19 protein-coding genes and 1 pseudogene are annotated in these 25,137 nt (G+C 60.5%); 12 read left to right on the top strand and 8 right to left on the bottom strand.

All coding sequences use genetic code 11. The features are described from left to right. Window positions 1–11: 11 nt before the first annotated feature. Both KCG87_RS16990 and KCG87_RS16985 read right to left on the bottom strand, forming a co-directional pair. Complete coding sequence (locus tag KCG87_RS16990) at window positions 12–2,534, bottom strand: CS1-pili formation C-terminal domain-containing protein (RefSeq protein ID WP_210558507.1); 2,523 nt, start codon at window positions 2,532–2,534, stop codon at window positions 12–14. Window positions 2,535–2,639: 105 nt separating this feature from the next. Then, window positions 2,640–3,116: a CS1 type fimbrial major subunit gene (locus tag KCG87_RS16985; RefSeq protein ID WP_177416203.1), complete on the bottom strand. Its 477-nt coding sequence runs from the start codon at window positions 3,114–3,116 to the stop codon at window positions 2,640–2,642. A gap of 515 nt (window positions 3,117–3,631) precedes the next feature. Between KCG87_RS16985 and KCG87_RS16980 the strand changes: the two genes are divergently transcribed. Both KCG87_RS16980 and KCG87_RS16975 read left to right on the top strand, forming a co-directional pair. Further along, window positions 3,632–4,213: a PadR family transcriptional regulator gene (locus tag KCG87_RS16980; RefSeq protein ID WP_027612106.1), complete on the top strand. Its 582-nt coding sequence runs from the start codon at window positions 3,632–3,634 to the stop codon at window positions 4,211–4,213. Then, window positions 4,210–4,995 (top strand): siderophore-interacting protein, encoded by a 786-nt coding sequence (locus tag KCG87_RS16975; RefSeq protein ID WP_210558508.1) that lies wholly within the window; start codon window positions 4,210–4,212, stop codon window positions 4,993–4,995. The genes KCG87_RS16980 and KCG87_RS16975 overlap by 4 nt, the downstream gene beginning before the upstream one ends. A 7-nt stretch (window positions 4,996–5,002) precedes the next feature. On the opposite strand, the pseudogene KCG87_RS27625 reads toward KCG87_RS16975, so the two are convergent. The 3 genes and pseudogenes from KCG87_RS27625 to KCG87_RS16965 all read right to left on the bottom strand — a co-directional run. Next, window positions 5,003–5,092 (bottom strand): annotated as a pseudogene (locus tag KCG87_RS27625) (metal ABC transporter ATP-binding protein); the annotation flags it as partial. Between the two features lie 9 nt (window positions 5,093–5,101). Then, the gene (locus KCG87_RS16970) at window positions 5,102–5,740 is read right to left on the bottom strand and encodes a Pr6Pr family membrane protein (protein WP_115988973.1); all 639 of its coding nucleotides are present in this window, start codon (window positions 5,738–5,740) and stop codon (window positions 5,102–5,104) included. A 1-nt stretch (window position 5,741) separates the two neighbouring features. Then, window positions 5,742–5,972 carry a VF530 family protein gene (locus KCG87_RS16965; RefSeq protein ID WP_003227831.1) on the bottom strand — a complete coding sequence of 77 codons (231 nt, stop codon included), beginning with the start codon at window positions 5,970–5,972 and terminating at the stop codon, window positions 5,742–5,744. A 300-nt stretch (window positions 5,973–6,272) separates the two neighbouring features. Between KCG87_RS16965 and KCG87_RS16960 the strand changes: the two genes are divergently transcribed. The 9 genes from KCG87_RS16960 (at window position 6,273) to cmoB (ending at window position 18,205) form a co-directional block, all read left to right on the top strand. Further along, on the top strand, window positions 6,273–7,634 hold the full coding sequence (locus KCG87_RS16960) for a carbohydrate porin (RefSeq protein WP_210558509.1): 1,362 nt from the start codon (window positions 6,273–6,275) through the stop codon (window positions 7,632–7,634). 227 nt (window positions 7,635–7,861) lie between these two features. Continuing rightward, on the top strand, window positions 7,862–10,273 hold the full coding sequence (locus KCG87_RS16955) for a glucose/quinate/shikimate family membrane-bound PQQ-dependent dehydrogenase (protein WP_210558510.1): 2,412 nt from the start codon (window positions 7,862–7,864) through the stop codon (window positions 10,271–10,273). Window positions 10,274–10,780: 507 nt separating this feature from the next. Next, on the top strand, window positions 10,781–11,146 hold the full coding sequence (locus tag KCG87_RS16950) for a DUF6124 family protein (RefSeq protein ID WP_027612112.1): 366 nt from the start codon (window positions 10,781–10,783) through the stop codon (window positions 11,144–11,146). A gap of 755 nt (window positions 11,147–11,901) precedes the next feature. Next, window positions 11,902–14,319: an endopeptidase La gene (gene lon, locus KCG87_RS16945; RefSeq protein WP_210558511.1), complete on the top strand. Its 2,418-nt coding sequence runs from the start codon at window positions 11,902–11,904 to the stop codon at window positions 14,317–14,319. 179 nt (window positions 14,320–14,498) lie between these two features. After that, the gene (locus KCG87_RS16940; RefSeq protein WP_210558512.1) at window positions 14,499–14,858 is read left to right on the top strand and encodes a hypothetical protein; all 360 of its coding nucleotides are present in this window, start codon (window positions 14,499–14,501) and stop codon (window positions 14,856–14,858) included. A gap of 410 nt (window positions 14,859–15,268) precedes the next feature. After that, window positions 15,269–15,661 (top strand): protease inhibitor I42 family protein, encoded by a 393-nt coding sequence (locus KCG87_RS16935; protein WP_007964468.1) that lies wholly within the window; start codon window positions 15,269–15,271, stop codon window positions 15,659–15,661. A 2-nt stretch (window positions 15,662–15,663) separates the two neighbouring features. Then, entirely contained in the window at window positions 15,664–16,299 is a 636-nt protein-coding gene (locus tag KCG87_RS16930) for a lysoplasmalogenase (protein WP_210558513.1), read from the top strand. A 245-nt stretch (window positions 16,300–16,544) separates the two neighbouring features. Then, complete coding sequence (cmoA, locus tag KCG87_RS16925) at window positions 16,545–17,252, top strand: carboxy-S-adenosyl-L-methionine synthase CmoA (RefSeq protein ID WP_245223473.1); 708 nt, start codon at window positions 16,545–16,547, stop codon at window positions 17,250–17,252. Continuing rightward, window positions 17,249–18,205 (top strand): tRNA 5-methoxyuridine(34)/uridine 5-oxyacetic acid(34) synthase CmoB, encoded by a 957-nt coding sequence (cmoB, locus tag KCG87_RS16920; protein ID WP_210558514.1) that lies wholly within the window; start codon window positions 17,249–17,251, stop codon window positions 18,203–18,205. Before cmoA ends, cmoB begins: the two co-directional genes overlap by 4 nt. A gap of 133 nt (window positions 18,206–18,338) precedes the next feature. Here the strand turns inward: cmoB and tadA are convergent, their stop codons facing one another. Together tadA and KCG87_RS16910 are read right to left on the bottom strand one after the other, a co-directional pair. Next, the gene (gene tadA, locus KCG87_RS16915) at window positions 18,339–18,836 is read right to left on the bottom strand and encodes a tRNA adenosine(34) deaminase TadA (protein WP_210558515.1); all 498 of its coding nucleotides are present in this window, start codon (window positions 18,834–18,836) and stop codon (window positions 18,339–18,341) included. Beyond that, the gene (locus KCG87_RS16910) at window positions 18,836–20,212 is read right to left on the bottom strand and encodes a multicopper oxidase family protein (protein WP_095136913.1); all 1,377 of its coding nucleotides are present in this window, start codon (window positions 20,210–20,212) and stop codon (window positions 18,836–18,838) included. The genes tadA and KCG87_RS16910 overlap by 1 nt, the downstream gene beginning before the upstream one ends. 226 nt (window positions 20,213–20,438) lie before the next feature. On the opposite strand from KCG87_RS16910, the gene KCG87_RS16905 reads away from it, so the two are divergent. Beyond that, a complete protein-coding gene (locus KCG87_RS16905) occupies window positions 20,439–23,381 on the top strand; it encodes a membrane-targeted effector domain-containing toxin (RefSeq protein WP_210558516.1) in 2,943 nt (980 codons plus the stop codon). A gap of 82 nt (window positions 23,382–23,463) precedes the next feature. On the opposite strand, the gene guaA is transcribed toward KCG87_RS16905, so the two are convergent. Next, window positions 23,464–25,041, bottom strand: coding sequence for a glutamine-hydrolyzing GMP synthase (gene guaA / locus KCG87_RS16900; RefSeq protein ID WP_003227864.1), 1,578 nt, complete (start codon window positions 25,039–25,041; stop codon window positions 23,464–23,466). Window positions 25,042–25,137: the final 96 nt, after the last annotated feature.

Here is a 25,137-nt window from a genome sequence, read left to right as displayed (position 1 = left end):
AGCAGGCCGGATCAACCCGCGGTGTGAGCCTTTTGGGTGACGTCGGCCAACGTGTCCGGCGAGCAGCGCAAATCGCCGATCATCAGCACGTTGTTTTCGCTACGGTGTTGGTCGGGGTCGAGCCGGAACTGGCACAGCAGTTGATCGGCGTAGCGCACTTCGAGGGTCGGGGAGCCGGCGTGCATCTCCATCGAGAAAAACCCGTCGACTTCGCTGACCCCGCGACTGGCGTGATTGATCACGTGATGGCCTTTGAGCGGCTGGCCTTGGGGGTCGAGCAGGCGTCCGAGTACGGTGACGGTTTTCATCACCCGCACCTTGCGGTACTCCACGCCGCCCTTGTTCAGGTGATAGCGGGCGCGAGACGGTTCGATGTTGGCGGCCGGAACGTGATTGCCTTCGAAATCGAAGCCCACCGAGCTGTTGCGGTACGCCGTGAGCGGGATGAAATTGCGCCCCGGCCGCAGCGCTGAACTGCCGCCGCTGAGGTCGTCGGCGCGCAGGGTGATGTCGGCGATATCCGACTCGACATCGACGATCATTCCGGCGCCACGGCCCTGATGCTGGCTGGTCATGACCAGTTGCTGACCGCCGACGATCACGCTGCTGTCGAGGTTCACGCCACCGGTGAAGTTGCCGTTATAGGACGAGCGCTGCACGAAGCCGTCGCCATTGACCCAGTCGGTACGGAAGTTGGCCAGGCTCGAAAGACCGACGCCGTAGGTGTCGGTCAGCGCCGTGACCGAAACGCTTTGCAGAATGTGATTCTGCAGATCCTTGCGATAGCCGATCGAGCCATTGTTGTCGCGCCCGCCATCGCGGGCGGTGCGGCTGCCGATGCTGCCGGAAATCTGCTGCCCCGGCCCGCCCAGCGCCATGTTGATGCTCAGGTCGATCCCGCGATTACGCGCCTCGCCACTGCTGTAGCTGCCCGGACGGTCGAACAGCGACAGCCGCCAGTTGGCATCGCTGCCAAACAGCTCGGTGCGCTGCGTCCAGCCCAGGTCCATGCCCACGCCTTCGACGTTGCCTGTACTGTGCGAGACCCGCGCACTCAGCGAATCCTTGCGGCTGATACGGTGGTTGAGCGCCAGCGACGAGTTACTGGTTTCGCCGGTGAACACATTGCGCTGCCGCACCCGGGTACCGTCGGGCAGCGTGTCGTAACTGTTACGGGTATCGAGCCAGCTGCGGTTGTGGCTGACCACCAGACTGCCGGCGCCATAGTTGTACAGGCCCTGCACATCGGCGCCGGTGCCGTGGTCTTCGGTCTGATAGAGATTGGCGAAGAGGCTGATGCTGTCGGCCAGGCTCCAGTCGATCGAAGTGCCGTACTGCAAGGTGTCGCGTACCTGACGCGCCGACAGGCCGAGGATCACCCGCGGGTGCAGCAGGTAGTTGAGGGCGGCGCCGGCGGTGAGATCACCGCTTTGCTGTTCCTCCCAATTGCTCAGCAGTTTGCTTTCCTGCCCGGCGAACACGTTATAGCGCCAGCGCTGGTCGAGGTTTTGCCAGTTCACCGGTTTGTAGACCAGCTCCTGTGTGGTCGCGGTGGTCTGGCCATCCTCGATCAGGCGCACTTCGACTTCATAGATGCCGCCGGGCAAGGACCGGGTATCCAGCGTCTGCAACCCGGCCGGCACGGCTTGCGTATTGATCAGCAGGCCATCGCGATAGATCTCCACCGACGCCTGGCGATTGGCCGTGACGAAAATCGGGTAGACGCTGGGTCGCGGGCTGTCGATCGCCAGGCTGTCGGAGCTGCCATACATCACACCCACCGCCGTATCGGGGCTGGTGCCGAACGAACGGGGCTGGCGGGTCAGGCCTTCGGAATTAGGGGTGAAATAGCCCAGGCGGAAAAAACTGCCCTGCAGTTCGCGCTGGGTGTAGAGCTCGTGTACCGCATGATAGGTCTTGGTGTCCGGCCCGCCGAGGCGCGCCAGTTGCATATTGAAGGCCTGGCTCCAGTTGCCGAGACTGGCACTGGCTTCCAGACCGAAACGTCCGCCCAGATCCTGGTTCTGGCCGCCATTGAGGTTCAGCTGATTGCGCAGCATCAGACCGCTGCTGCCACCCTCGGGCTGCTCGTGGAAGCGTTGTGTCTGCAGATCGCGCTCGGCGTTTTCGGTGGCGATCGAGAGCAGTGAGTTTTCCAGGTTGTAATGCACCGCCAGCAGTTGCTCGGGGCATTGCCCGCTGCAGTTGCCAAGCGCTACGCCGGATTTGAGGAGACTGGCCCAGGTTTCGCGCTCGACGGCACTGATACGGCTGTCACTGGTGTCGGTGAAGTCGAGCAAGGTAATGCGATCATCGCGCGACAATATAATCATTGCCTCGCCCAGCGGTTGTTGATCAAGTTCGACACGAACCGCCAAAGGCACATCAAAGAAATGCTCTTCAAAGTCCGCCGGAAGACCTTTCGCCTGAGCCAGCAAACTTCGCGGGGTATTATCGACTGGAGGCGGCGCCGCCAGTACGCTGCTGCTCAAAAGCAATGCAAGCGCAGCCGCGATGGGCGTCATCGGATACATGGATTAATACTCTGATTACCGGAAGTAAAAGCCCGGCCGGGCAACTTCAAAGTTGCCGGCCGGTTACGTTACTGGACAAGTAACGTCAGGTATTGCCGTTATGACTCAAACCGAAGGTTCGACGACCAGCATGACCACACCGGTGTAATCGCCAGCGGCCGGTTTGGCACCGGTAGCGCTGATCTTGAAGGGCGCGCGATAACGCGTATTGGACTCGGTATCACCGACCACTTCCTGCGAAGTGGTGGTCAGCGTCTTGCCGTTGAGTTCGACTTTCAGGTCGATGGTGTTGTTACCGCCAATCAGCTTCGGCACACCTTCCAGACGTGCATGAACCTTGCCGGCCGTGTGCAGCACGTCGAAGTGCCCGTTGACTTCGCGCATCGAATTGGTGGCCGGGTTGTAGCTCATGTCCTGATCCTTGTTGACCAGATCGGCATCCACCGGCACCGCATAGAAGTCGTCAGCCGGCACGTGCGCCACGAGACTGATGGAGTGCTTGGCTTCAGTGGCGGCAAACGCCATCGAGGCGCTCATGGCCAGGACAGTCAGAGGGGCGGCAAAGGCGAGTTTCTTGAGCATCATTGAATACCTGTCTTATATAAATTAGTTGAGTCGTCGAGCAGTCAAGGCGAACTGAACAGTCACGAGCAGTCAGTGCTCACCGTTAACTTTCAACGCCGAAGAATGTTCAACCAATTTATCTTCAAAGTAAGCAGGCAACGTCCTGCGACCTTGTAGCCTGGACGCTATTAGATGAGAAAGAAAAAACCGCGAAATTCAGGAAAGTTCCTGTTCAACTGTAAGAAGCAGGCTACAGCGCGCCAGCCGAATGACTGCATGCGCCACAACTTGGTAGCAACTTCCGTAAGACATGTACCACACTTTCCCGGAAACAAAGGGCGAAACGGAATATTAGAGAATCAGCACTAATCTGCGCCTTTGCCGGGGGATTTAATACTGCGTTTTCTTGATCATTTTCCGGTTTTTTCGACCGCAGATTCGATCGGTCAGGTGAGCGCCGTTGGTCAGGAACCCTTGTCAACGCCTAAAGATATATCTTAAGTTGTATCTAAACACGACGAGAGAGCAGGAAAATGAGAGACCATCATTCCCCCCATCATCACCGCGAACACGGCGACGGCCGTGACGGCTTCGAAAAACGCCCCGGCCGCGAACGCGGTGGACGCGGCCCACGGGTCTTCGCCCCCGGTGATCTGAAATTGTTGCTGCTGGCGCTGATCGCCGAGCAGCCGTGCCACGGCTATGACCTGATCCGCCAGATCGAAGGCATGTTCGACGGCGCCTACAGCCCAAGCCCCGGCGTGATCTACCCGACCCTGACCTTCCTTGAAGAAAGCGACTTGATCAGCGGCGACGCCGAGGCCGGCAAAAAACGCTACAGCGTGACCGACGCCGGTCGTTTGTCCCTAAGCGAACAAGCGGTAGCGCTGGACGGCGTGCGCATGCGCATCGACGTCAGCAAACGCTCGTTGCGCGGCCATGACCGGCCGCCGGAAATCCACGAGGCGGTGCACAACCTGCGCCACGCCTTGCAACTGCACCACGGACGCTGGAGCGCGGAAGAAATCCAGCGGGTTGCCGCGCTGCTCAACGACACCGCCAAAGCCATCGTCGACGGCCCTGCCGTTCAATCTGCCCCGGAGAAAGCCGAATGACTGCAGTCGATACGCAAACCATTCACCGCGTGATGCACGAAATCAAACGCCGCAAACTCGAAGTCCTGCGCGTGGTCGACCTGACCCCGCGCATGCGCCGCATCACCCTCGGCGGGCCGGAACTGGCCGGGTTCATCAGCCTGGGCACCGACGATCACGTCAAGCTGCTGTTTCCGCAGAATGCCGAACAGGCTGCGGCGCTGGAAACCATGGTGCTCGGCGCCGGCAAGGACAACGGCCCGCTGCCCGAGATGCGCGACTACACCCCGCGCCGCTACGACCTGGAAAAACTCGAGCTGGACATCGACTTCGTCCTGCACGGCGACGGCCCTGCCTCGACCTGGGCTGAACAGGCCAGACCCGGGCAATTCCTGCACATCGGCGGGCCACGCGGTTCGATGATCGTGCCGGACATCTTCGACAGCTATCTGCTGATCGGCGACGAAACCGCCCTCCCCGCCATCGCCCGCCGCCTTGAAGGCCTGGCGGCCAATCGCAAGGCGCTGGTGGTGATCGAAGTGGAGAACGGTGCCGAGCAACAAGTGCTGGAAAGTAAGGCGCAGGTCAATGTGATCTGGGTCCTGCGCGACGGGGGCAAGGACAACCTGCTGACCACCGTCAAACAGTTGCAGGCGCCCAAGGGCAATCTGTATGCATGGGTGGCGACCGAGACCAAGGTCTCGCGGCAGATCCGTCGGGTGCTGCTGGATGAGCATGGACTCAATGAGCAGTTCGTCAAAGCCGTCGGCTACTGGCGCGCCGAGGGTTCGGCAGAAGAGTGATTTACCCTTGTGGGAGCGGGCTTGCTCGCGAATGCGGTCGATCATTTAACCATGATGTTGACTGACCTGACGCCTTCGCGAGCAAGCCCGCTCCCACATTGACCTTTTAACTTCGTCCTGACTGCCAGCGGTCGATCCCGATCACCAGCAAGCCAATCAGCACAAACCCCACCAATATCCCTCCGGCATTGATGAACACCTGTGCATAACCCAGCAGCGCCACATCGATGAACGGATACGCATAAGCGCCAAGCAGATGCCCGCGCAGCAACGCGTAAATGAAATACACCAACGGGTAAATCAGCCACAGCGGCAGGTGCCACAGGCGCAACGTGCCTTTGGGTACGCAAAACCACCAGTAACCGAGAAACAGCAGCGGCATCACGTCGTGCAGCAGTTCGTCAGCGATAAACTGCCAGCCCTGCGGATGCCACAAATGCCGTAGCAGAATGCTGTAAGCCAGCCCCACCACAGCAATGCTAACTGCCACCCCGCTACTGACCCACGGTTGCAGAAACCAGCGCTGCGCAGCGGATTCACGCCGGGTGACCGCGCAGGTCAGCACCGTTGCCACCAGCGTGTTGGTCAACACCGTGAAGTAACTGAAGAAACTCACCAGCCCGCCCAACAGGCTGGCATCGACACTCAGCCGCGCAAGGAAAATCAGGTACAGCTGGATACTCAGCCCGGCCCAACCGAGCGTGGCGATGAGCGTGATCAGGCGTCGCCGCGTAACGGCGTCCATCTCAGAGCGGACGCTTGGTGCGCATCAGTTTCACGTACAAGCGCTCGACCTTCTCCCGCGCCCACGGGGTTTTGCGCAGGAAGGTCAGGCTCGACTTGATGCTCGGATCGCTCTTGAAGCAACGGATATCGATGCGCTCGGCCAACCCCGACCACTCGTAATGCGCCACCAGCGCATTGAGGATCTGTTCGAGGGTTACGCCATGCAGCGGATCGGGAGTGTGGTCGTTCATGCCAGGCCTTTGGACGGAGGGAAAATGCACAAGCCGCGCACCTTAGCCGAGGGGCCGGTCAGGTGGAAGGCCTTGGATCAAATGTAGGCCAACCCGAGAAGATCGCAGCCAGCAGCCATCGCCGCAATGCGCCCGTTTGCCGCACTGTTACCGAATCAGAAATGCTGCATGTCTGCAAAAGCCCTTTGTCTTTTTGTTACAGATCATTATCCTGCCGCCCTTCAGCTGAATCGCTTCACTGCCTGCGTCAAATTGAAGCGCTCGGTTTACCCCCGTAAAACACCAAAAAAAGACTGACCCATGCCTGATTTTTCCTTCTCCCGAGACAGCGCTATCTCAGCCCTGCGCCTGCTCGGCGGCTGCACCGCGCTCGGCTTCGCCACCTACGCCCAGGCGGCTCCCGCCTTCGACAGCGACTCACCGTGGATGCTCGGTGACTGGAACGGCACGCGTACCGAACTGGCGGAAAAAGGCTACGACTTCAAACTCGACTACACCGGCGAAATGGGCAGCAACCTGCACGGCGGCTACGACCACGATCGCACCGCGCGTTACAGCGATCAGTTCGGTCTGGGCACGCACCTGGACCTGCAAAAAATCCTTGGCTGGGACGACGCCGAGTTTCAGCTGACCATCACCAAGCGCAGCGGCAACAACATCAGCAACGACCGGATCAACGATCCACGCGTGGGCGGCTTCACCTCGGCCCAGGAAGTCTGGGGCCGTGGCCAGACCACGCGCCTGACGCAGATGTGGTATCAGCAGAAATTCTTCGACCAGAAGCTCGACATCAAGGTCGGCCGGTTCGGTGAAGGCGAAGACTTCAACAGCTTCCCGTGCGACTTCCAGAACCTGGCGTTCTGCGGCTCGCAGGTCGGCAACTGGGTCGGCGGCATCTGGTACAACTGGCCGGTCAGCCAGTGGGCGCTGCGGGTCAAATATCACCTGACCCCAGAGCTGTACGCCCAGGTCGGCGCCTACGAGCAGAACCCGTCGAACCTCGATCGCGGCAACGGCTTCAAACTCAGCGGCAGCGGCACCCAGGGCGCCGTGTTGCCGGTCGAACTGGTGTGGACGCCGAAACTCAATGGTCTGCCGGGTGAATACCGCGCCGGTTACTACTACAGCAGCGCCAAGGCTGCTGACGTCTATAAGGACCAGAACGGCCAGCCTGCCGCGCTGAGCGGCGAAGCCTACCGCAGCGCGTCGAGCAAGCACGGCGTGTGGTTCGGTGCGCAGCAGCAAGTCACCAGCATCGCCAGCGACCACTCGCGCGGCTTGAGCGTGTTTGCCAACGCGACGATGCACGACAAGAAAACCAACGCGATCGACAACTACGTGCAGGCCGGCGTCGTCTACAAAGGCCCGTTCGATGCCCGCGCCAAAGACGACATCGGTTTCGCCCTGGCCCGCGTCCACGTCAACCCGGCCTTCCGCAAAAACGCCGAAGCGAGCAATCAGGCGCACGCCGTCTACGACTATGACGACCCGTCCTTCCTGCCGCCGCAGGACACCGAATACAGCGCCGAACTGTATTACGGCGTGCACGTTGCCAACTGGCTGACCGTGCGCCCGAACCTGCAATACATCCGCCATCCGGGCGGCGTGGACCAGGTCGATGACGCACTGATCGCGGGGATCAAGATCCAGTCGTCGTTCTAAAGATTTACGCGAATCCCCAAGGTGGGAGCGGGCTTGCTCGCGAAGGCGGCGTGTCAGTCGATGCATCAGCCTTCTGATACACCGCTTTCGCGAGCAAGCCCGCTCCCACAGGGGGATTGATGAAATTCGTTAGCTAGACAAGTTTTTATCTGAACCATACCTGCGCCCAATCGTCATCTAGAGTGACTAAAGCGCGGGACTAAATAAACGTCACGGAGAATCACACTATGAGCACCGAAAGTGCTTCGAGTCGGGGCCGTCTGTTACCGAGCCTGCTCGGCATTCTGCTTCTACTGATGGGCCTGGCCATGTTGGCCGGGGGAGTCAAGCTGAGCATGCTCGGCGGCTCGCTGTACTACCTGCTGGCCGGTATCGGCATTGCGCTGAGCGGCATTCTGTTGCTGCTGCGTCGTCGTGCAGCGCTGGGCCTGTACGCCATCGTGCTGTTCGCCAGCACGGTCTGGGCCTTGTGGGAAGTCGGTCTGGACTGGTGGCAACTGGTGCCGCGTCTGGCCCTGTGGTTCGTTCTCGGCATCGTGATGTTGTTGCCGTGGTTCCGTCGTCCCCTGCTGCTCAATGGCCCGGCGCCGATGGGCACGGGTGGCCTGACCGTGGCCGTGGTGCTGGCCGGCGTCACTGCCCTGGCCAGCCTGTTCACCCACCCGGGCGAAACCTTTGGCGAACTGGGCCGCGACACCGCGGACATGACCAGCACCGCACCGCAAATGCCTGATGGCGACTGGCAGGCCTATGGCCGCACCGAGTTCGGCGACCGCTATTCGCCGCTGAAGCAGATCACTCCGGCCAACGTCGGCAAGCTGCAAGAAGCCTGGCGCATCCAGACCGGCGACCTGCCAACCGCAGATGACCCGGTCGAGCTGACCAACGAAAACACCCCGCTCAAAGTCAACGGCATGCTCTATGCCTGCACCGCGCACAGCAAAGTGCTGGCACTGGACCCGGACACCGGCAAGGAAATCTGGCGCTTCGACCCACAGATCAAAAGCCCGGTGGGCTTCAAGGGCTTCGCCCACATGACCTGCCGTGGCGTGTCGTACTACGACGAAGCCGCTTACGCGAAAGCTGATAACGCCGCCTCGGCCGTTATCTCCGAAGCCGGCAAAGCCGTTGCCCAGGCCTGCCCGCGTCGTCTGTACCTGCCAACTGCCGATGCACGCCTGATCGCCCTGAACGCCGACACCGGCAAGATCTGCGAGGGCTTCGGCAAAAACGGCGTGGTCGACCTGACCCAAGGCATCGGCCCGTTCACCGCCGGTGGCTACTACTCCACCTCGCCAGCGGCGATTACCCGTGATCTGGTGATCATGGGCGGTCACGTCACTGACAACGAGTCGACCAACGAGCCATCGGGCGTGATCCGCGCTTTCGACGTGCGCGACGGCCACCTCGTGTGGAACTGGGACAGCGACAAGCCGGACGCCACCGAGCCGTTGGCGCCGGGCGAAACCTACAGCCGCAACTCGGCCAACATGTGGTCGCTGGCCAGCGTCGACGAAAAACTCGGCATGGTTTACCTGCCACTGGGCAACCAGACTCCAGACCAGTGGGGCGCAGACCGCACCCCAGGCGCCGAGAAATTCAGCGCCGGCATCGTTGCCCTCGACCTGGCCACCGGTAAAGTGCGCTGGAACTACCAGTTCACCCACCACGACCTGTGGGACATGGACGTTGGCAGCCAGCCAACCCTGCTCGACATGAAAACCGCCGACGGCGTGAAACCGGCGCTGATCGCCCCGACCAAACAGGGCAGCCTGTACGTCCTCGACCGTCGTGACGGCACGCCGATCATCCCGATCAAGGAAATCCCGGTTCCGCAAGGCGCCGTGAAAGGCGACCACACCGCACCGACCCAGGCCCGTTCGGACCTCAACCTGCTGGCCCCGGAACTGACCGAAAAAGCCATGTGGGGCGCCAGCCCGTTCGACCAGATGCTGTGCCGCATCCAGTTCAAGGAACTGCGCTACGAAGGCCAATACACGCCTCCGTCGGAACAGGGCAGCCTGATCTATCCGGGTAACGTCGGCGTGTTCAACTGGGGCGGCGTCTCGGTCGACCCGGTTCGCCAGATGCTGTTCACCAGCCCGAACTACATGGCCTTCGTTTCGAAAATGGTGCCACGCGAGAAAGTCGCCGCCGGCAGCAAACGCGAGAGCGAAACCGCTGGCGTGCAGCCAAACACCGGCGCGCCATACGCGGTGATCATGCACCCGTTCATGTCGCCACTGGGCGTACCGTGCCAGGCCCCGGCCTGGGGCTACGTTGCCGGTATCGACCTGACCACCGGTAAAGTTGTGTGGAAACGCAAAAACGGCACCAGCCGCGACAGCTCGCCAATCCCGATCGGCTTCACCCTGGGCGTACCAAGCATGGGCGGTTCGATGGTCACTGCAGGCGGCGTCGGCTTCCTCAGCGGCACCCTCGATCAGTACCTGCGCGCCTACGACGTGAACACCGGTAAAGAACTGTGGAAATCGCGTCTGCCTGCAGGCGGTCAAGCGACTCCGATGACCTACACCGGCAAGGACGGCAAGCAATACGTGCTGCTCGTTGTTGGCGGTCACGGTTCGCTGGGCACCAAGATGGGTGACTATGTGATTGCGTACAAACTGCCGGAATAAGTTTTAGCGGCGGTAAAGGAAAGGCGATGCTCCGTGAGGGGCATCGCCTTTTTTGTGCCCACACTTTCTGAGTCCACCGGACAAACCTGTGGGAGCGGGCTTGCTCGCGAAAGCGGTGTATCAACCAATGAGTTTGCCGGCTGACACATTGCCTTCGCGAGCAAGCCCGCTCTCACACTGGACGGTGTCCGTCCTACAGAAGCGCGTTATACGCGGGAGATTTCCGACAAGTCGCGTCGGTTGTGCCTCGGAAGTTGGCTGGATAGGCTCTGGTGGTCGCTGGAAATTCAGCGGCCGGGCGTCGCGGCCTGATAACTGGTGCATAATCGCCAACCTGACAGCACCTCGGATGCCTGTTGGTTGTGTCATGGCGGCTGTGCGCGGGATACCTTCTTTGGGGGTATGCCGATTCCTCAGTTATCGGTCCGCGAACCCGCGTACAGCTGCCACCTCAGATTGCGTCGCGGCAATTGAAGGTAGCTCCACTTCACCAACTGAGAATTCACCATGATCAAACCCACACCCAATCCCCCAGAAACCTCGCCCTACGAATCCCTCGATTCCAGAAAACTCCACGACGCCGCCGAGCGTGCGCTGGATCACTACCTGAAACCCTCCGCCGCCGCGGTGAGATTCCACAAACCCAGCAGCATGTTCCAGGTCGCCCCGGACATGGACAACGAAAGCCTGCTGGTCCACGCCTGCGAATCACTGGCCCAAGCCAGCCTCATGACCAGCGACATCGCCGCGTACATCGACATCCCGCAGCGCCGGACGATACTGGCCATTCAGCAAATCATCATGCTCGCCGAACTGGCGGTGAATCGGGTGCTGGATAATGTGGAAATCACCCAATCTGCGGCACACAGCTGAGCCATAGTGGGAGCGGGCTTGCTCGCGAAAGCGTCAGCACATCCAACACTTGCGGTGACTGACACACCGCTTTCGCGAGCAAGCTCGCTCCCACAGTGGAATTGGGTGAGTCAGGTGGAGATGGGTCGGCTCGTAGGCCGCCATCGCGAGCAGGCTCACTCCTACAGTTTGAACCCGGTGCATTCAGTTGGAGATCGGTTGGCTGTCAGGCCGCCATCGCTGGCAAGCCAGCTCCCACAGTTTTGATTCGTGTATGCCCCATGCGGCGCAGCCGCCCCACTCAAAACAATGAGCGCAAGCTCGAGTACCGCTCTTGATCTTGATCCACGGGCGACGTCGGAAGGCTGAGTGGAGGGATTGATCCGGGGGTGGGAGCGCAGCGACCGTTTGGCGCAGCCAAACACAGCGAGAGGAGGTGCAGCGAAGCAAACCGGAGGCGCTGCCCCACGGATCAGTCCCGGAGCGAAGGAACCCCGAGCCCCAGCGAGCGGGCCGAACGCAGGAGCAAGCCTTTTCGGTTACCTTTTCGGCGTCTGGAAAAGGTGACTCGCCGTAAGGGCGAAACCGCCAGCCGCCACACCCAAAAAAACGGATATACCCCCAAAACCCCAAGAACCTGGTCGGCCCAAAGGCCGCCAAGTCCAAAGCGTGACGCCTGTCAAAACCCTGAACACCCAAGCAGAAACACCGCCCCCCATTGAAACCACCCAAAGCCTGCCCCATCTAAGACCCATACCCCATTGCGCAGGTGCCCCATGAGCGACCAGCAAGAATTCCCGGACAACCCCGACGACTACACCGAAGCAGAACACATCGAACACACCTCATCCGGCAAAGGCCTGGCCCTGCCCGGCCAGAACCTGCCGGACAAGGTCTACGTCATCCCGATCCACAACCGCCCGTTCTTCCCGGCCCAAGTGCTGCCGGTCATCGTCAACGAAGAACCCTGGGCCGAAACCCTCGATCTGGTGAGCAAATCCGACCACCACTCCCTGGCCCTGTTCTTCATGGACACGCCCCAGGAAGACCCGCGCCACTTCAACACCGGCGCCCTTCCCGAATACGGCACGCTGGTCAAGGTCCATCACGCCAGCCGTGAAAACGGCAAACTGCAATTTGTCGCCCAAGGCCTGAGCCGCGTACGCATCAAGACCTGGCTCAAGCACCACCGCCCGCCGTATCTGGTCGAAGTCGAATACCCGCACCAGCCCACCGAGCCGACCGACGAGGTCAAGGCCTACGGCATGGCGCTGATCAACGCGATCAAGGAACTGCTGCCGCTCAACCCGCTGTACAGCGAAGAGCTGAAGAACTACCTCAACCGCTTCAGCCCCAACGATCCATCGCCGCTGACCGACTTCGCTGCCGCCCTCACGTCGGCGACAGGTAATGAACTGCAAGAAGTGCTCGACTGCGTGCCAATGCTCAAGCGCATGGAAAAAGTCCTGCCGATGCTGCGCAAGGAAGTCGAAGTCGCGCGCCTGCAAAAAGAAATCTCTGCCGAGGTCAACCGCAAGATTGGCGAGCATCAGCGCGAGTTCTTCCTCAAGGAACAACTCAAGGTGATCCAGCAGGAACTCGGCCTGACCAAGGACGACCGCAGCGCCGATCTCGAACAGTTCGAGCAACGCCTGGAAGGCAAAGTGCTGCCGGCACAGGTGCAGAAACGGCTTGAAGAGGAAATGAACAAACTGTCGATCCTTGAAACCGGCTCGCCAGAGTACGCGGTCACCCGCAACTACCTCGACTGGGCGACCTCGGTGCCGTGGGGCGTGTACGGCGAGGACAAACTCGACCTCAAGCACGCGCGCAAGGTGCTCGACAAACACCACGCCGGCCTCGACGACATCAAGGACCGCATCCTCGAATTCCTTGCGGTCGGTGCCTATAAAGGCGAAATCAGCGGCTCCATCGTCTTGCTGGTCGGCCCGCCGGGCGTGGGTAAAACCAGCGTCGGCAAATCCATCGCCGAATCCCTTGGCCGGCCGTTCTACCGCTTCAGCCTCGGCGGCATGCGTGACGAAGCCGAGATCAAGGGCCACCGCCGCACCTACATCGGCGCGCAACCGGGCAAACTGGTGCAGGCGTTGAAAGACGTCGAAGTGATGAACCCGGTGATCATGCTCGACGAGATCGACAAGATGGGCCAGAGCTACCAGGGCGACCCGGCGTCGGCGCTGCTGGAAACCCTCGACCCGGAACAGAACGTCGAATTCCTCGATCACTATCTCGACCTGCGCATGGACCTGTCGAAAGTCCTGTTCGTATGCACCGCCAACACCCTGGATTCGATTCCCGGGCCGTTGCTGGACCGCATGGAAGTGATTCGCCTGTCGGGCTACATCACCGAAGAAAAAGTCGCCATCGCCAAGCGTCACCTGTGGCCGAAACTGCTGGAAAAGGCTGGCGTGTCCAAGGGCAGCCTGAGCATCAGCGACAGCGCACTCAAGGCCTTGATCGACGGTTACGCCCGCGAAGCCGGGGTGCGCCAACTGGAAAAACAGATGGGCAAACTGGTGCGCAAAGCGGTGATGAAGCTGATCGACGACCCGAAAGCAGTGATCAAGCTCGGGCCGAAAGACCTCGAAGCCTCGCTGGGCCATCCGGTGTTCCGCAATGAACAAGTGCTGTCCGGCACCGGCGTCATTACCGGTCTGGCCTGGACCAGCATGGGCGGCGCGACCCTGCCGATCGAAGCCACGCGGATCCATACGCTCAATCGCGGCTTCAAACTCACCGGACAACTGGGCGATGTGATGAAAGAGTCGGCGGAGATCGCCTACAGCTACGTCAGCTCGCACCTCAAACAGTTCGGTGGCGATGCGAAATTCTTCGACGAAGCCTTCGTCCACCTGCACGTACCGGAAGGTGCCACACCGAAAGACGGCCCGAGCGCCGGCGTGACCATGGCCAGCGCCCTGCTCTCGCTCGCCCGCAATCAGCCGCCGAAAAAAGGCGTGGCGATGACCGGCGAACTAACCCTGACCGGGCATGTACTGCCGATTGGCGGCGTGCGTGAGAAGGTGATCGCGGCGCGGCGGCAGAAGATCTTCGAACTGATCCTGCCGGAGCCGAACCGGGGCAACTTTGAGGAGTTGCCGTATTATCTGAAGGAAGGGATTACGGTGCACTTTGCCAAGCGCTTTGCGGATGTAGCGAAAGTTTTGTTCTGATTCATACATTGGTCGTTATCAATCAAACAACGATAACGACCAATACTTCTTCGCATAGCCGAGCACTTCATAATTGCCAAGCGATATAAAAAACTGACATTTCTGACAGTTCCGAAGTTTTCTATCTTGAATAAGCTCTACCTTGTTTCTCCCCCCAGGTTAGACACAGGAGCTTCAAGATGAATAACTCAAAAGATGCAAGGACGTTTGCTCGCGGTATTTTGACAGCCTACATCCCAGAGGACGTCAACTTCTCGACCGATAAACTAATCATAAGTACTCATAAAGAAACCCTAGCCCTGGAAGGAATCTACCGCCGTCCTGACCAACCGAATTTTTCAAGAAACGTCAGGGTTTTCCTGACAAAAAAAGACCAGAAGTATCCGGACAATGGCAGGCATGACTTTCCTGCAGAAAATATCAGAGTCGAATATGACGGAAATTTTAACGCCGATTTTTTAGGACCATTCCGGGAGAAGGCGTTATTTTTCTCAACCTTGACCCTGTCACCCATCGCTACTCCTGTGCGATGGATATAAGTTTCACAAAAGAGGGCAGTGACGAAAGTTTTCCTGTTATTTGCTCATTTACCATGATCCATCAATAGTCTGCTGCTGATCAAAGTCAGCATTTTTGCATCGGCCGACGCTAAGTTGCCGGATTATCTGAAGGAGGGCATTACCGTGCACTTCGCCAAGCGCTTTGCGGATGTGGCGAAAGTGTTGTTCTGACAGTTATCCAGAGCCTGACACGCCGCCTTCGCGAGCAAGCCCGCTCCCACAGGGTTCTGTAGTGAACACAGCATTTGTGGTCACCACACAACTACTGTGGGAGCGGGCTTGCTCGCGAAGGCGTCTGTGGCAACACCACAGAACCGCCTGACCGTCACACTTTGTCTCATCTTCAGTTATGCTCGCCGTTCGTCGTCAACGCCGGAGCCACTGAGCCTATGTCCGCCACTCGCCTGTTTGTCCCTCTCGCCCTCTCTTTGCTGGCCGCCTGCGCCACGCAGCCAAAACAGAACGTGACCGTGGAAAACCAGAGCGAATGCCCCGTGCAGTTGACCAACGGACAAAACCTGATCGTGATGCTGCCGAGCAACCCGACCACGGGCTATCGCTGGGCAATTCAGGACTCCGCCGGCGGCGTGCTACATGCACTCAGCCCTGAGGTTTACAGCAGTCCGAAAGATTCCGGCATGGTCGGCGCGGGCGGTTTTTCCACCTGGCGCTTTCAGGCCTTCGCCACCGGCACCGGCCGCCTGCGCCTGACTTCGCAGCAGCCCTGGGAACCGGAAGTCGAGCCGGCAGAAACGTTCGACTGCGCCATTTCGGTGAACTGATCGTGGGCTGGCTGATTCTGGCGCTGATGGGCGCGGTGACGTTTCTCTACGGTGTGAGCACCCATGCGGTATTGCTCTGCCTGCTGGTCAAACCGTTACCGGTGCTGGCGCTGCTCGGCTGGCTGCACGATGCGCCACCCAGCGACTATCGACGCTGGATCAGTCTGGGGCTGATTTTCTCTGTGCTCGGTGACGTGTTGCTGGCGTGGCCGGGGGATTTGTTTGTGTTTGGCCTCGGTGCGTTTCTGGTGGCGCATCTGGCGTATCTCAAGGCTTACCTCAGCGACTGCAAACGGCTGGCGCTTTTGCCGCTGGTGCTCGCGCTCGGCGTCGGCGCGGTGCTGCTGGGGATTTTGATTTCCAGTGGCCTCGGGCCGTTGCTAGTGCCAGTGGTCGTCTATGGCACCGCGATCAGCGCCATGCTCTGGCGCGCCCTCGCCCGCCTCGGCACCGATGTGCCCAAGCGTTCGGCGCTGCTGGCGGCGGCGGGTGCGCTGGCGTTCGTGTTCTCCGACAGTGTGATCGGCATTGATCGCTTTGTGGCGCCGTTTCATGCTGCGCCGTACGTGATCATCCTCAGTTACTGGCTGGGCCAGTGGGGGATTGCCGCTTCGGCGTTTTCCGTGAAACACCGCTAATTTTGTAGTGAGGGGATTCATCCCCGATGGGCTGCGCAGCGGCCCTGAAACCGGTCAATCAGGTATGTCAGACAGACCGCGGGCACAGATCTTGGGGCTGCTTCGCAGCCCATCGGGGATAAATCCCCTCGCCACGTCGGACAACCCAAGCATCCCGACGCCACTTTGGCTAAAATGCCGGCCTTTTCATCAACACCGCCGGAACCGCCGTGAGCAAAGAACCCGATCGCATTTTCGCCCAGCCGATGGCCCAGGTGCCTGACTTCGCCTTCAACGAGGACGTGGTGCGGGTGTTCCCGGACATGATCAAGCGCTCGGTCCCGGGTTACCCGACCATTGTCGAAAACCTCGGCGTACTCGCGGCGCAATTTGCCCAACCGAACAGCGTTCTGTACGACCTCGGTGCTTCGCTCGGCGCCGTGACTCAAGCCTTGCGCCGTCACGTGCGCACCGACGGTTGCCGGGTGATCGCGGTGGATAACTCGGCGGCGATGATCGAACGCTGCCGCGAGTACCTCAACGGTCAGGATTCGATGTTCCAGGAGCTGCTCCCGGTCGAGGTAATCGAAGGCGATATCCTCGCCCTCGAGTTCAAACCGGCCTCGGTGGTGGCACTGAACTTCACCCTGCAATTCATCGCCCCGGAGCAGCGCACCGCGTTGCTCTCGCGTATTCGCCAGTCGCTGCTGCCCGGCGGCGCGCTGATTCTCTCGGAGAAGCTGCGCTTCAACGACGCCGAAGAACACGCGCTGCTCACCGATCTGCACGTCGCGTTCAAACGCGCCAACGGCTACAGCGAACTGGAAATCGCCCAGAAGCGCAGCGCCATCGAAAACGTCATGAAGCCCGACAGCCTCGAAGAACACCGCGAACGCCTGCTGGCCGCCGGGTTCTCGAAAGTCGTGCCGTGGTTCCAGTGTCTTAACTTTGCCTCGTTGATTGCCTTGCCATGATTGATCTGTCCCCCCTCGCCCGCCGTCTGGCCGGCACCCCGCTGGCCGACTGGGCCAACACCCTGCAAGGGCAACTCGACAAGAAAATGGAGAAAGGTCACGGCGATCTGGAGCGCTGGCAGAGTGCGCTGGACGCGTTGCCGAAACTTGAGCCGACTGAAGTCGATCTGCTCAACGGCCTGAAACTGGACACCGACTGCGACGACGAAACCCGCGCGCAGATGCGCACCGCGCTGATGGGCCTGTCGCCGTGGCGCAAGGGGCCGTTCGACCTGTTCGGGGTGCACGTCGACACCGAATGGCGCTCGGACTGGAAGTGGTCGCGGGTCGCCCCGCATCTGGACCTGAAGGGCAAACGCATCCTCGACGTTGGTTGCGGCAACGGCTATTACATGTGGCGCATGCTCGGCGCCGGTGCCGACAGCGTGATCGGCGTCGATCCGAACTGGCTGTTCTTCTGCCAGTTCCAGGCCGTGCAGCGTTATCTGTCCGAGCCGAATGCCTGGCACCTGCCGTTCCCGTTCGAAGACCTGCCGCCGAACCTCGAAGGCTTCGACACAGTGTTTTCGATGGGCGTGTTCTACCACCGACGTTCGCCGATCGAGCATTTGCTGGCGCTGAAGGATTGCCTGGTCAAGGGCGGCGAACTGGTGCTGGAAACGCTGGTGGTGGAAGGCGACAAGCATCAGGTGCTGGTGCCGGAAGATCGCTACGCGCAAATGCGCAACGTGTGGTTCCTGCCGTCGGTACCGGCGCTGGAATTGTGGCTGCGTCGGGCAGGTTTCACCGATGTGAAATGCGTGGACATCAGCACCACCACCGTTGAAGAACAACGCGGTACCGAGTGGATGAAGTATCAATCGTTGAGCGATTTCCTTGATCCCGAGGATCACAGCAAGACTATCGAAGGGCTGCCGGCGCCGCTGCGCGCGGTGATTGTCGCGAAGAAATAACCCGATCCCCCCTACACGGGAGATCCCCCCTGTGGGAGCGGGCTTGCTCGCGAAAGCGGTGTATCAGGCAACATTTTAATCGCCTGACACACCGCTTTCGCGAGCAAGCCCGCTCCCACATTGGGTCTTGTGTTTATTCAGTGGGTTTTGCGCGACGGGCTCTGAAGAACTCGGTCAGCACCGCCCCACACTCCTCCGCCAGCACCCCACCTTCATACAACACCCGGTGATTCAAAAAGCCCTGGGTAAAGAACTGTCCCTGACTCTGCACAATCCCGGCTTTCGGCTCCAGCGCGCCATACACCACCCGGGCAATGCGTGAATGCACGATCAGCCCGGCGCACATGCTGCACGGTTCCAGCGTCACGTACAGCGTGCTGCCGGGCAGGCGATAGTTGCTGACAGCTTGCGCAGCGGCGCGGATCGCGACCATTTCCGCGTGGGCACTCGGGTCGCTGGTGGTGATCGGGCAGTTGTAGCCACGCCCGATGATTTCACCGTCCTGCACCAGCACCGCGCCCACCGGCACTTCGCCGAGGGCTGCGCCTTGGGCAGCAAGCTCCAGCGCTTCGCGCATGAAATCGCGGTCACGGCTGCGGTCGATGATCGCGGCGGGGCGAATCTGGCGCATCACTTCACCTCGATGGCGGCCATCAGGCCGGTTTCCATGTGGTCGATCACGTGGCAATGGAACATCCATACCCCCGGGTTATCCGCCACCAGCGCCACTTGCGCACGCTCGTTCTTGCCCAGCAGATAGGTGTCGGTGAAGTACGGCGTGATCTTGTGCCGGTTCGACGCAATCACCTTGAAGCTCATGCCGTGCAGGTGAATCGGGTGCTGATACTGAGTCATGTTCTTCAGTTCGAAGATGTAGCTCTGGCCCAGTTTCAGGCTGGCAATCGGCCGATCGGCGCAGGTCTTGTCCGTGATGTCCCAGGCCTTGCCGTTGATCTGCCACAGGCTCGGTGGCTTGCCGTTGTCGACATTCACCGACACCGAACCGACCCATTCGAAATTGAAGTTGAGTTTCTCGGCATTCGCCAGATCCGGCTCGGCCACCGGGTTGGCGGGCAAGGCTTTCGGCCACTCGGTTGGCGCATCGTTATTGGCCACCGAGCGCAAGGTTCCCAGTCGCACCGGGCCGTTGCGCAGCGACAACTCTTCTCCGGCCGGCGGCGCCTTGATCGCCAGGCAAATGCGCATGCCGGGGCCGAGCCAGTATTCCTTGCCCAGCGGCCGCGGCTCGATCGGGTTGCCGTCCAGCGCATAGATCTGCGCTTCGACGCCGGGGATGTTGATGCGATAGGTCAGGGTGTTGTCGAGGTTGAGCAAACGCACCCGGGTGATCTGCCCCGCCGGCAACTCGATCACCGGCGTTGGCACACCGTTGATGGTCGACAAGCGCCCCGCCGTACCGCCACGCGCCGCTTCACGGGGAATGCTGAACTCGACGAAATTGCCTTGCTCGTCGATGTGCCAGTTCTTCAGACTCAGGGTCTTTTCGTACTTGAAACCGGTCGGCTCGCGCTCTTCGACAATCAACGGCCCGACCAGCCCGCGCCCCAGCTCTTCGCTGCTGCTGACGTGCGGGTGATACCAGTAGCTGCCCGCGTCCGGCACGCGGAATTTGTAATCGAAGTATTCACCGGGCAGCACCGGCAATTGCGAGACGTACGGCACACCGTCCATCTCCAGCGGCAAACGGATGCCGTGCCAGTGAATGGTGGTCGCCACCGGCAGGTGGTTGATGAAACGCACCCGCAGCCACTCGCCCTGACGCACACGCAGTTCGGTGCCCGGCGCCGACGGGCCGAACGCCCAGGCCTCGGTCTTGTGCCCTGGCACCAATTCAACGTCCAGTGGCGCCGCGATCAGCTCGTAGTCGTGGCCCGCGTCAGCATCGGCCATCTTGCCCAGCCAGTAGCGCGACGCGCCTCCCGCTCCGACACCAACGACAACAAGACCGGCCAGGCCACCGAGGATTTGGCGACGGGTAAAGGACATGAACTCAACTACCTCACGTATCTGCGTCGGGCACCGGGCCCGCAAAAGGCAAATACGATACACCTGCAATTGCGAAACAGTAAGGGCAGCGCGGCGGATGGACGCAGTTGCGCCTCGCGCGTACACGATTTCAACTGCTCAGGTGACATAACTATGTAGTGCACATGCATCGAACAGCCGCGCCATCCTGTGCCACCCGTTACTCAAGGACAGAGAGCCCAAACACATGCCCAACCCGATGCCCAACGCCGCCGACAAGGCCGCGCTCAAGGCGATTGCCGCCACCGTCATCCAGACCTGCCCGAGCCTGCAGGACGCTGCTCGACAGGTCGCCAGCGACTTGTTGATCAAATACCAGGTCCACGGCCTCGACCCGGATCAGGTGTATTTCCACCGCTTCGACGCCTCGCAAAGCAGTTCGAATGCCTTCACCGGCTGGGAGCACGTGCACGCCACGCCCACGTCAAGCATGACCCTGACCCAGTTGGTGATTCACCGCTTTCGCGTCGCCGATCAGGACAACGCCGACCTGCTCGATGTCTATGGCGGTTTCTATACTGCCGGTCCCGACGCCCGTACCTTCGATGAACGCAATGAAGTGCGCCTGCATAGCAACGATGTGCTCAAGGACTTCTGGAGCATCGACTTCAGCGCGCTGTACGACGCTCAACTGAACGCATTCTGGAACACCAGCGGCAGCGACTTTCGTACCCTGGCCAAGTGTAATTTCCTGATCAAAGCACTGCAGGCGCGGGACAAACGCCAGTTGAGTGACGAGGATTTCCAGTTTGTCACGCAAGCGGCGATCGGCCCTCTGACGTGGCCGGTCAGCCTGCCAATGCTGCAGACCAGCCACCCTTGCCCGAACAGTGTGCGCACGCTGGATCTGACCGGTTACGCCGCTATCAACGTCCTGCGTTTCGTCGCGCCCCAGGGGCGGCAGATCCTCTACCTGCCCGGCGACAGCGATGCCTTCCATGTACGGGAAAGCGCCACCGACCTGCACTTCTGGATCCTGCAGCGGATGAACACACCTGCCGCGCGCGAGACATTCCTTGCGCATTTCTCGCTGGCCGACCGGCAGCAGATCAACGCCAATCTTGGTGACCTGATGAATCGCCTGGTGGCCACGTGGGGCCGCTACGATCACTCGATGATCAATCAGGACAACCGCGCGGTCAGCGGCGACGCCTTCACCTGGCTGAGTGACTCGACCCGTACGGCGATGTTTGCCGAAGCCAGCCTGTCCCTGACCTCCAACGGTGAACTGCGCAAGAAGCTGTGGATCGGCTACCTCAGCGCCGGGGTCAAGGTGTTCGGGCCAATGGCCGTGGTCGGCTGGCCAGTCGCATTGCCGGTGATCGGCGCCAGCATTGCCAACATGGGGCTGAACATCGATCAGGCGGTCAATGGCAAAACCGCCGCCGAGCGCAAAGCCGGGATTCTCGGTGCGGTGCTCAGCGGTATCGACATGCTGTTCAACCTGCTGGTCCTCAAAGGCCCTGGATCGCTGGCCGAGGTCGGCCCCGAGGTGGATGCCGCCGAGGCAGCGGAGATGGCCGACCTGACCGATAAAGGCGGGACGCCGATGGGTGGGCCTCAACTGCCGATTGCCACGCCCTTGATTGAAGACACCCCGCGACCGGTCGTTCCGCCGAACTGGCAAGCCAATGAGTTGCTCGACGGCATTACGCCGGTGAGCGAGCCCGGAAAATTCCAGGGCATTTATCTGCTCGATTCGAACCCCTCAACCGCCATCTTGATGGATGACACCGCCTATTACGTACGCTACGAAGCCGATATCAACGGCAGCGGACAATGGGCGGTCATTGATCCCGAGCATCCCCACGGCTTTACTCGTTCGATCCCGGTACGCCTGAACCCTGAGGGTGAATGGGAAACCATGCCGCGCGCGGGACTCAGCGGCGGCGGCAAGCCTTCGGGTCTGGCCGGATCGAGCAGTCGCAGCCCGGTGGTCGCCCTGCCCGCCTCGCAATACGACGTGCCTGCCCCCCTCAAGACGCATCTGGAGGAAGGCGCCGCCGGGATGAATGACGAAGCCCTGCGTGACTTCTACGACAGCTTGAACGAGTTCGATGCCTACCGCGATTTCAAGGTCATTCGCAAACGCCTGTATCACGATGCACTGGATTTTTTCAGCACGCTGCGCCTGCCCGATCGTCCTCCGGTGCCAGCCCTGGCGGCAGATGCGACCGCCGAAGAAATCATCGAAAAAATCCTCGAACATGCCCGGGGCCTGGTCATCGGCGAGAGCCACACGGCCATCGGCAGCAAGCAATGGCTGATCGAGAACATGCAATTGCTCGCCAGCAAACAGGTGAAGAGCCTGTACATGGAGCACCTGCTGACCGATTTCCATCAAGCCGCGCTGGATGAGTTCTTCCGCACGGGCAACATGCCGCAAAAACTGGAGGCCTATCTCAAGTCACTCGACGTCGGCAACATGACCGATCCGCTCAAGCGCTACACGTTCCTGGAATTGGTCAAGGAAGCCAGAAAGCAGGGGATCCATGTACAAGCCATCGATTGCATGGCGAGTTACCGACTCAACGGCATGGATCTGCCGACCGGCAACAACACCGCGCGGCAGAAAATGATGAATTACTTCGCGCGTCTGATGATCCGTGCCGATCAGTCCGCACGCGGCGCGCACAAATGGGTGGCGCTGATGGGCAACTCTCACTCCAACACTTTTGATGGGGTTGCCGGCGTCAGCGAACTGGAAGAGGCAATCGGCATTCGCGTCGAGGATGTCGCCGAAGGGACTTCACGGGGCATTGAAGTCGATCCCGGGAGAATCCTGCCCTTGGGCGGTACGGCGCACGATCGTTCCGCGCTGGTCAGAGGCGACTTGCGCCTGCAAATCGAAACACCCTGGACCGCGCACACGATGACCGAATTCGAAACCCTGCTGCCTCGCTACGGCATGTACTCCCTGAAGCAGCAACCCAACCTGACGTTCATCGTTCATCGCAGCCGCACCCGAGAACTGGTACGGACCGTCATCGACACCGACGGCAAACATTTCTACATCGAACGCCCCGGCTGGCCTTCGGTGAGCGGTAAACGCTACCCGAGCATGAAAGCGCTGCTGCAAGCTCTGGATGACATGGGCATGCAACTGGGTGGCTGGTCAAAACCGCTGTAACGCAAAAACAGAAAAGCCGTGTGAAACGGATTTCACACGGCTTTTCGGTTGCGGCGATCAAGCCTTTACGGCTTGCGCGGGATCACTCCCACTCAATGGTCGCCGGCGGCTTGCTCGACACGTCGTAAGTGACGCGCGAAATACCTTCGATTTCATTGATGATGCGGCCGGAGACGGTTTCCAGCAGTTCGTAAGGCAGGTGTGCCCAACGTGCGGTCATGAAGTCGATGGTTTCCACGGCACGCAGGGCCACGACCCAGGCGTAACGACGGCCGTCGCCGACCACGCCAACCGATTTCACTGGCTGGAACACCACGAAGGCCTGGCTGACTTTGTGATACCAGTCGGCTTTGCGCAGTTCTTCGATGAAGATATGGTCGGCGCGACGCAGCAGGTCGGCGTATTCCTTCTTCACTTCACCGAGGATGCGCACGCCCAGACCCGGGCCCGGGAACGGGTGACGGTAGACCATGTCGTACGGCAGGCCCAGTTCCAGACCCAGACGACGGACTTCGTCCTTGAACAGTTCGCGCAGTGGCTCGACCAGTTTCAGGTTCATTTCTTCCGGCAGGCCGCCCACGTTGTGGTGCGACTTGATCACGTGGGCCTTGCCGCTTTTCGCGCCAGCCGACTCGATCACGTCCGGGTAGATGGTGCCTTGCGCCAGGTACTTGATGTTGTCCAGCTTGCAGGATTCGGCATCGAACACGTCGATGAAGGTACGGCCGATGATCTTGCGCTTCTTCTCCGGATCGGCTTCGCCGGCCAGGTTGTTCAGGAACTGCTCTTCCGCGTTGGCGCGGATCACCTTGACGCCCATGTTCTCGGCGAACATGGCCATCACTTGCTCGCCTTCGTGCAGACGCAGCAGGCCGTTGTCGACGAAGACGCAGGTCAGTTGGTCGCCGATGGCTTTGTGCAGCAGCGCCGCAACCACCGAGGAGTCAACGCCGCCGGACAGACCCAGCAGCACGTTGTCGGTGCCGACCTGTGCGCGGATGTTGGCGATGGCGTCTTCAGCGATCTTCGACGGAGTCCACAGGGCTTCACAGCCGCAGATGTCCAGCACGAAGCGCGACAGGATGCGGCCGCCCTGCTTGGTGTGGGTCACTTCCGGGTGGAACTGCACGCCGTAGTAAGCGCGCTCGTCGTTGAACATGCCGGCGATCGGGCAGCTTGGGGTGCTGGCCAGGATGTGGAAGTCTTCCGGCATCTTGGTGACCTTGTCACCGTGGCTCATCCACACGTCGAGACCGAACAGGCCGTCGGCGTCGATGTGGTCCTCGATGCCGTCGAGCAGGCGGCTCTTGCCGACTACGTCAACGCGGGCGTAACCGAACTCACGCAGCTCGGAACCTTCAACCTTGCCGCCCAGTTGCTCGGCCATGGTCTGCATGCCGTAGCAGATACCGAAGACCGGCACGCCCAGATCGAAGACTGCCTGTGGGCAGCGCGGGCTGTTGGCTTCGTGCACGGACTCGGGGCCGCCGGCGAGGATGACGCCTTTAGGTGCGAATTCGCGGATCGCCTCTTCGTCCATGTCGAACGGGTGCAGCTCGCAATACACACCGATCTCGCGCACGCGGCGGGCAATCAGTTGGGTGTATTGCGAACCGAAGTCGAGGATCAGGATGCGGTGAGCGTGAATGTCGAGGGCCATGATTCAGTCTCGTCTAAGTAATTCAGAAACAGTCGTGATTCAGAAACAACTCGGGGCTGAATAAAACAGCCCCGGTTGCTTAACGATTTGCTTGAA

It is taken from the genome of Pseudomonas sp. MWU347 (assembly GCF_017947305.1).
Classification (GTDB): domain Bacteria; phylum Pseudomonadota; class Gammaproteobacteria; order Pseudomonadales; family Pseudomonadaceae; genus Aquipseudomonas; species Aquipseudomonas putida_A.
The sequence above is the reverse complement of the archived record's forward strand: the minus strand, read 5'-3'. Positions and strand labels throughout refer to the sequence as shown.